This window comes from Streptomyces sp. IBSBF 2435, assembly GCF_036815005.1.
In the GTDB taxonomy this organism is placed as follows: domain Bacteria; phylum Actinomycetota; class Actinomycetes; order Streptomycetales; family Streptomycetaceae; genus Actinacidiphila.
Map to the genome: position 1 here is coordinate 1 of NZ_JAJSYW010000254.1, position 7,281 is coordinate 7,281.

The window sequence follows — 7,281 nt, forward strand, 5'->3', positions numbered from 1 at the left end:
CGCCGCACCTTCTCCCGAGGGCGCTTTTGACCTGCCCGGGCACACCGTCACCCCCGGGCGCGCTGTCGCCGACGCTCCAGCACCCCGCAGGGGGTCGCACGGGCGGGCAGGTCGGAGGGGTTATCCCGCGGGGGTGAAGAGGGCGTTCTGGGCGGAGTCGAGGGCCGTCATCACGGCACCGCGGAGGATCGGGCCGCCGGACACGGCGGTGGGGCGGACCTCGGTCCGCAGCGGGGAGAGCCGCGCCAGCCTCGCGGCGACGCGGTCCGCGAGGTCGGGACCGCCGGCGGCGCCGACCTCGCCGGCCAGGACGACGCGCCCGGGGTCGAGCACCGCGCAGACGGAGGCCGCCCCGACGGCGATCCGCGCCGCGAGCTCATCGAGGAAGCCGGGCCCCCCGGCCCGTACGGCCGCGGCGGCGGCAGCCGCGTCGGAGCCCTGGACGGACAGACCGTGCGCGCGGGCCAGCGCGCAGACCGCCCGGCTGCCGGCCAGCCCGTGGAAGCCGTCGTCGCAGTTCGTGGACGTCGGCAGCCTGCCGGAGTCGGAGATCGGCAGGAAGCCGACCTCGCCGGCGCCGCCGGAATTGCCGCGCCGCAGGCGCCCGTCGAGGACGAGCGCGGCGCCGACGCCGCCGCCGATCCAGAGCAGCACGAAGGTGTCGTCCGCGGCGACGCCGCCCGAGCGCTGCTCGGCGATCGCGGCGAGGTTGACCTCGTTCTCCAGCAGGACGGGCACGCCGAGCCGGGTGCGTACCTCGTCCACGAGGTCGCCGTGCCAGGTCGGCAGCTCACCGGTGGTGCTGAGCCGCCCGGTGACCGGGTTGATCAGGCCGGGCGCGCCGAAGGCGACGGTGTGCAGGGGCACTGTGCCGGCCGCGCCGAGGAGCAGGTCGATGCCGTTCTCGATGGTGCGGGCCGGGTCGGCGTCGGCAGGGACGGCCAGGTCGGCCCTGGCGAGGGTGCGGCCGAGGAGGTCGGCGATCTCGACGCCGATGCTGTCGATGCGCACGTCGAGCCCGGCGACGTGCGCCCGGTCGGCGACGATGCCGTAGACCCGGGCGTTGGGGCCGCGCCTGGCGGCGCCGGATTCGCCGACGACCTCGATCAGGCCGGAGTCCTGGAGGCGTTCGACGAGGTCCGCGACGCTCGGCCGGGACATGCCGGTGAGTTCCTTCAACTGCGCGGCGGTGAGCGGCCCTTCCTCCTGGAGCAGGCGCAGGGCCAGCCGGTCGTTGATGGCCCTGGCCGTACGCGGTGACGCGTTCCTGCCGGGCTGCACGCGAGTGGCGGTCATGCGGGCGATCCTTCCAGACCGGTGGCCGTAAGTGCCTTAACTTTCAGGCAGGCTTCCTGATAGTTTACGCGGCATGACGACGAGTGCTCCTGACACCCGGTGGTCGCCCGCCACGGTACGCCGGGCCCATATGGCCATCGCCACCGCCTTTGCCGTGCATGGCGCGGTGCAGGGTACGTTCGCCACCCGGATTCCCTGGATCAAGGACCATCTCGGGCTCAGCGCGGGAGCGTTGGGCCTTGCGCTGGTGTGTCCCGCGGTGGGCTCGATGCTGACGATGCCGCTGGCCGGCCGGCTGATGCACCGGCTCGGGTCGCGGACCGCGCTGCGGCTGCTGCTCGGGATGTGGTGCGTGGCGCTCTCGCTGCCCGCGCTGTCGCCCGGACTGCCGTGGCTGTGCGTGTCGCTGCTGATCTTCGGCGGCAGCGCCGGCATGGCGGACGTGGTGATGAACGCCCTCGGGGTGGCCGTCGAGGAGCACAAGGGCAAGTCGATCATGTCGGGGCTGCACGGGATGTGGAGCGTGGGCACCCTGGCGGGCGCCGCGATCGGCGTACCGGCCGCGCACGCCGGCCTCGACGGCCGGATCCACCTGGGCGCGGTCTCCGCCGCGCTGGTGGTGACCGGCTTCCTGGTGTGCGCCCGGGTGCCCGATCTGCACCCGGCGGCCGACGAGGCCGCGCCGCCGAGGTTCGCGCTGCCGCCGCGTGCGGCGCTGGTGATCGGGGCGATCGGCTTTTGCGGGGTCTTCGCCGAGGGCGGCAGCGCCGACTGGTGCGCGGTCTACCTGCGGGACATCGCCAACGCCTCGCCCGCGGTGGCGGCGCTGGCGTACACCGCTTTCTCCTGCACGATGGCCACGGCCCGGCTGCTGGGCGACTTCGCCGTGCGCAAGCTGGGTCCGGTGACCGCGATCAGGGCCGGCGGGGTGGTCGCCACCGCAGGCGGGCTGCTGGTGGTGCTCTCGCACGCGCCGGCCCCGGGCATCGCCGGCTTCGGCCTGATCGGTGTGGGCATCTCGGTCGTGGTGCCGCTGTGCTTCGCCGCGGCCGGGCGCAGCGGGCCGAACCCGAGCCAGGCCATAGCCGGTGTCGCGACCGTCACGTACACCTCGGGGCTCGTCGCGCCTGCGGCGATCGGCGGTATCGCCGGCGCCAGCTCGCTGACGGTGTCCTTCACCCTGGTCACGGTGCTGACACTGGGCCTGGTGGTGGGGGCCGGTGTCGTCCGGCCGAGCGCCGCCAAGCAGGTGGCGGGCGCACCCGCGCCGGCCGGCGTCGCCGCCGACTGAGCCCGCCGGGCGGTGGGCGGCCCCGACCGGAGTGGGAGCCGGCCCGGTGCCACCCGCCCGCCCGGCGTTCCGGATCCGTCCAGGTGGGCCGGGGTCGTGACGGGGTCGGCGGTGCCAAATCCGTGCCGTACGGCCGACATGGCAGAGCCCGCCGCGGGAGTGGTCACAACGCGGCAGGTCGAAGAGTTCGGCGGACGCGCACGGGGGAATCGCGCCCGCCGAACCGAGAACAACGTTACCGGCGCCGCCCGCCCCTCGGGGAGCACGGAAGGGGCAATTCATTCCGCGGGATTACGCCATGGCACAGGCGCGCCGACATCTCCCGTACTCCTGGCGGGAGTTGGGGACACCGCGTCAACCCACCGCCAGGTCCTGGAGGCCGACCACCCGGAGCAGTTGCAGCCGCTCGTACGCCTCGGTGCCGGGGCGGGCGGTGTAGACGATCAGCCGCTGGTCGCGCCCCGGGCTGAGCAGCACCTCGCAGTCCAGCTCCATCTCCCCCACCACCGGGTGCCGGATGCGCTTGGTGTCCGAGCGCCGCACCGCGACCTCGTGCTCCGCCCACAGCCGGGCGAAGTCCTCGCTGGCCGCCCGCAGCTCCGTGACCAGGGCCACCGCTCGCGGGTCGTCGGGGCGGGCGGCGAGCACCGCGCGCAGGTGCGCGACATGGTTGCGGGCCAGCGTCGGGCGGTCCTCGGGCGGGAAGATGTCCATGGCGGCGGGCTCGGTGAAGGCCCGCCGAACGGTGTTGCGCATCTCCGGCGGCCGGGCCGAGACGTCGCCGAGCAGCGCGGACGCCATCGCGTTCTGCACCAGGACGTCGCCGATGTCGCTGACCACCTGGGCGGGCGTGTCGTGCAGCCGGTCCAGGATCAGCAGCAGGCCGGGGCGTACGTGGTCGCTGCCGCCGGTGTCCCGCGGCGGCTCCTCGCCCGACAGGTGGAAGAGGTGGTCGCGCTCGTCGGCGGTCAGCCGCAGCGCGCGGGCGAGCGCGCCGAGCATCTGCCGGGACGGGCGCGGGCCGCGGGCCTGTTCGAGCCGGGTGTAGTAGTCCACCGACATGCCGGCCAGCTGGGCCACCTCCTCCCGGCGCAGTCCCGGGGTGCGGCGCCGGGAGCCGCCGCCCAGGCCCACGTCGGCGGGGCCCAGCCGGTCGCGGCTGCGGCGCAGGAAATCGGCGAGTTCTGGTCGGTCCACCCCTCCAGCATGCGGCCGGGGCGGCAGACTATCCAGGGAGTGCCACTCCCCCGATCGCAGGCCCGCACGCGGTCGCGGCACCGCCCCTGCCGGGGCTGCGGAACGCACGGCCTGCGACCCGGCCCGGCGTGCCGCGCGATACGGGGGCGCCGGGTGCGAAGACTGGGACGTATGACAACGGATGTGGACGGCGTGCTCGCCCGGATGCACGGTGTGGACGCGGGGCTGCCGCCGGGCGACGGGGTGGCGGTGTTCAACCGGGTGTATGCCGCGGTGACCGCGGAGGTGGCCCGGCGGCTGGCCGCCGGGCACTTCGCGGACCCCGAGGCGGCCGGTGACCTGGCCGTACGGTTCGCGGGGCGCTACCTCGCCGCGGTGGCGGACGACGCGGCGGGCCGCCGTCCGCCCGCGTGCTGGCGGCCACTGCTGCGGATGCGCGCCCACCCGGACATCCGGCCGCTGCAATTCGCCCTCGCCGGGATCAACGCCCATGTGGGACACGACCTGGCGCTGGCCGTGCTGGACACCTGCCGGGCGACGGGCCGCGAACTCCCCGGCCTCGAAGCGGACTTCGACCGGGTCGGCGAGGCGCTGACCCAGATCGAGGCGGAGGTCAGGGAACTGCTGATGCCGGGTCCCGACCTGCTGGAGGCGGCCGACCCGCTGACCCACCTGGTCGGGTCGTGGTCGCTGGCCAGGGCCAGGGACGCGGCCTGGGCGGCGGCCCGGCTGCTGTGGGCGCTGCGCGGCGCCGACGAGGCCTACGACGAGTGCGTGAGCCGCCTGGACGCGGCCGTCGGGCTGGTCGGACGGCTGCTGCTGACGCCGACCGGCGGCGGGCGTCAGTCCTCGGGCAGCAGCACGGGCGCGATCTCGTCGTAGCGGTCGCCGGGTCCCGGGTTCAGCGGGTCGGTGCCGCCGCCGAGGTGGCGCATGACGCCCCACACCGCGTTCAACGCGGTCTGCACAGCGCCCTCGGCCCATCCGGCGGTCCAGGAGATGTCGTCGCCGGCCAGGAACAGGCCGCGCCGGTCGGCGGGCAGCGCGTCCTGCATGAAGTGGGTGAACAGCCGCCGCTGGTAGCGGTAGTGGCCGGGCAGGTTGGCCTTGAAGGCGCCCATGAACCACGGCTCGTTCTCCCACGACACGGTCACCGGGTTGCCGATGATGTGCTTCCTGATGTCGACGCCGGGATAGATCTCGCCGAGCGAGGTGAGCATCACCTCCATCCGCTCGTGCGCGCTCAGCGGCAGCCACTTCAGGCTGTCGTCGCACCAGGTGTAGGACAGGCAGATCGCGGCGGGCCGGTCCGGGCCGTCGTCCAGCAGGTACGTGCCGCGGGTCATCCGGTCGGTGAGCGTCATCGACAGGGTGTCCCGGCCGGTGCTCGGGTCCTGGTCGAGCCAGAACGGCCGGTCGACCGGCACGAAGAGCTTGCTGGACTCCATGTAGTGGGTGCGCTCCATCGCCGTCCAGTGGTCGATCGGGAAGAGCGCGCTGTCGCAGGCGATCTTCGACAGCAGAAGCCAGCTCTGCGCGGTGAAGACCGCCGCCTTGTACGAGCGGATGTCACCGGTGGCGTCGGTGACGGTGATCCGGTTGCCCGCGGTGCGGTGCAGCCCGGTGACGGCCGGGCGCGGCTCGCCGCCGTGCAGTGAGGCCAGCGAGGTGCCGCGCGGCCAGTGCACGGCCTTGTCGGGGGCGCGTTCCCACAGCCGCTGCGGGAGCTGCTGGCTGCCGCCGACGATGCCGCGGTGGTCGTCGTCGGCGCCGGTGTAGACCACCCGCAGGATCTCCAGGATGGAGTTGGGGAAGTCGGTGTCCCAGCCGCCGGTACCGAAGCCGACCTGCCCGAAGATCTCCCGGTGCCGGAACGACCGGAAGGCCGGCGAGTCGCACAGGAAGCCGTAGAAGGTCTGGTTGTCGAGCTTGTCGACCAGCGCGGACCAGATCGCCCGGATCGCGGGCACGTCCCGCTCGCGCAGCGCCCGCTGCATCGCGGAGAAGTCTGCGCCGTCCTCCAGGCAGGCGTTCCAGGCGTGCATGACCTGGTGGTAGACCTCGGGCAGGTCGTCCACGGTCGTGGCGTAGTGCGACTCGCCCTTGAGGTCGACCACCGTCGAGGGGGTGCAGGGCGCCAGCGGGTTGGGGAACGGCCTGGTGGCCAGCCCGACCAGGTCCACGTAGTGCTGGAAGGCGGTGGAGGACGGCGGGAAGCGCATCGCGCCCAGCTCGGCGGTCAGCCCCGGGTCGCACCCGTCGAAGCCGACCGTGCGCAGCCGCCCGCCGATCCGGTCGGCCTCGTAGACGACCGGCCGCAGGCCCATTTTCAGCAGCTCGTACGCCGTCACGATCCCGGACAGCCCGCCGCCGATCACCGCGACCTCGGTGCCGTGCTCGGCGGGCGGTACGGAGCCGAGCCCGGCGGGGTGGGCGAGGAAGTCGTCGTAGGCGTAGGGGAAGTCGGGGCCGAACATGGTGATGGGCGGCTCGGCCTGCGCCGCTATGTGCTGCTCGTCGTGGACGGCGGCGGGCACGGATGTCATGGGCGGGCGCTCCTGGCGATGGTGCGGTAGAGATCGGGGCGGCGGTCGGCCAGATACGGCGTGACCGCCCGGGCGGCCGCGTTGCGTTCCGGGTCGACGTCGGCGATCAGCAGCTCGGGGCCGGCCCCGGCCCGGGCCCGCACCTCGCCGTCGGGCCCCGCCAGGCAGCTGAGCCCGGCGAAGTCGTACCCGCCCTCGGGGCCGCAGCGGTTCGCGTACGCGATGTGCAGGCCGTTCTCGTACGCCCTGGCCGGCACGAGGACCCGCGGGACGAACTCGAAGGGCCGCATCAGGGCGGTGGGTACGGCCAGCAGGTCGGTACCGGCCAGCGCGTGCGCCCTGACGGGCTCGGGGAATTCCACGTCGTAGCAGATCAGCAGGCCGATCCTGACGCCGTCGAGGTCGGCCTGGACGATCGGCTCCGCGCCGGGCGTGAAGGCGGCGCGCTCCTGGTCACCGTACAGGTGCGTCTTGCGGTACACCGCCAGCTCGGTGCCGTCCGGGCCGACCAGCCGGACCGTGTTGAAGACGGCGCCGCCGTCCCGCTCGGGCCAGCCGTAGGCGACGGCGACGCCGTGCCGCGCGGCGGTCTCCTCGACCCGGCGCGCGGCCGGGCCGTCCGCCGGTTCCGCGGACGCGGCGGCCTGCGGGCCGAGCACGTAGCCGCTCAGCGCGAGCTCGGGCGTGAGCAGGAGCCGGGCGCCGCGCCCGGCCGCTTCCGCCGCGGCGGCGTCCAGCGCGTCGGGGCCCGGTGCGGTGCCCTGCGCGATCGCGATCCGCACGGTGCCTCTTTCTGCTGGTCAACGGGGGTACAAGGGGTGCCCCTCGACGCTAATCCCGGCTGCGGCCAGCGACAAGGCCCGAACATTGCGCCACACGGCGCGATTCGTTGCGTCTTCCCCCCTCCCCCCGGCGATCCATTGCGCGGCTCCCCTTGCAGAAGGGGAGCCG

The 7,281-nt window shown here is 74.2% G+C and carries 6 protein-coding genes; 2 read left to right on the forward strand and 4 right to left on the reverse strand.

What is annotated here, in order from left to right:
- Positions 1 to 120: 120 nt before the first annotated feature.
- Complete coding sequence (locus V7E46_RS30990; RefSeq protein WP_333771519.1) at positions 121 to 1,296, reverse strand: ROK family transcriptional regulator; 1,176 nt, start codon at positions 1,294 to 1,296, stop codon at positions 121 to 123.
- A gap of 73 nt (positions 1,297 to 1,369) precedes the next feature.
- On the opposite strand from V7E46_RS30990, the gene V7E46_RS30995 reads away from it, so the two are divergent.
- Complete coding sequence (locus V7E46_RS30995) at positions 1,370 to 2,587, forward strand: MFS transporter (protein WP_333771520.1); 1,218 nt, start codon at positions 1,370 to 1,372, stop codon at positions 2,585 to 2,587.
- 354 nt (positions 2,588 to 2,941) lie between these two features.
- Here V7E46_RS30995 and V7E46_RS31000 read toward each other — a convergent pair whose 3' ends face one another.
- Positions 2,942 to 3,784 (reverse strand): helix-turn-helix transcriptional regulator, encoded by an 843-nt coding sequence (locus V7E46_RS31000; RefSeq protein WP_333771521.1) that lies wholly within the window; start codon positions 3,782 to 3,784, stop codon positions 2,942 to 2,944.
- A 171-nt stretch (positions 3,785 to 3,955) separates the two neighbouring features.
- On the opposite strand from V7E46_RS31000, the gene V7E46_RS31005 reads away from it, so the two are divergent.
- Complete coding sequence (locus tag V7E46_RS31005; RefSeq protein WP_333771522.1) at positions 3,956 to 4,666, forward strand: DUF5995 family protein; 711 nt, start codon at positions 3,956 to 3,958, stop codon at positions 4,664 to 4,666.
- Here V7E46_RS31005 and V7E46_RS31010 read toward each other — a convergent pair.
- Complete coding sequence (locus V7E46_RS31010) at positions 4,627 to 6,330, reverse strand: flavin monoamine oxidase family protein (protein WP_333771523.1); 1,704 nt, start codon at positions 6,328 to 6,330, stop codon at positions 4,627 to 4,629. The two genes, V7E46_RS31005 and V7E46_RS31010, sit on opposite strands and share 40 nt — an antisense overlap.
- Complete coding sequence (locus V7E46_RS31015) at positions 6,327 to 7,112, reverse strand: carbon-nitrogen hydrolase family protein (RefSeq protein ID WP_333771524.1); 786 nt, start codon at positions 7,110 to 7,112, stop codon at positions 6,327 to 6,329. The genes V7E46_RS31010 and V7E46_RS31015 overlap by 4 nt, the downstream gene beginning before the upstream one ends.
- Between the last annotated feature and the right edge of the window lie 169 nt (positions 7,113 to 7,281).

Bases quoted from the DNA above. Each gene is read 5' to 3' on its own strand.
- V7E46_RS30990 (WP_333771519.1), bottom strand. From the start codon at position 1,296: ATGACCGCCACTCGCGTGCAGCCCGGCAGGAACGCGTCACCGCGTACG.
- V7E46_RS30995 (WP_333771520.1), top strand. From the start codon at position 1,370: ATGACGACGAGTGCTCCTGACACCCGGTGGTCGCCCGCCACGGTACGC.
- V7E46_RS31005 (WP_333771522.1), top strand. From the start codon at position 3,956: ATGACAACGGATGTGGACGGCGTGCTCGCCCGGATGCACGGTGTGGAC.
- V7E46_RS31010 (WP_333771523.1), bottom strand. From the start codon at position 6,330: ATGACATCCGTGCCCGCCGCCGTCCACGACGAGCAGCACATAGCGGCG.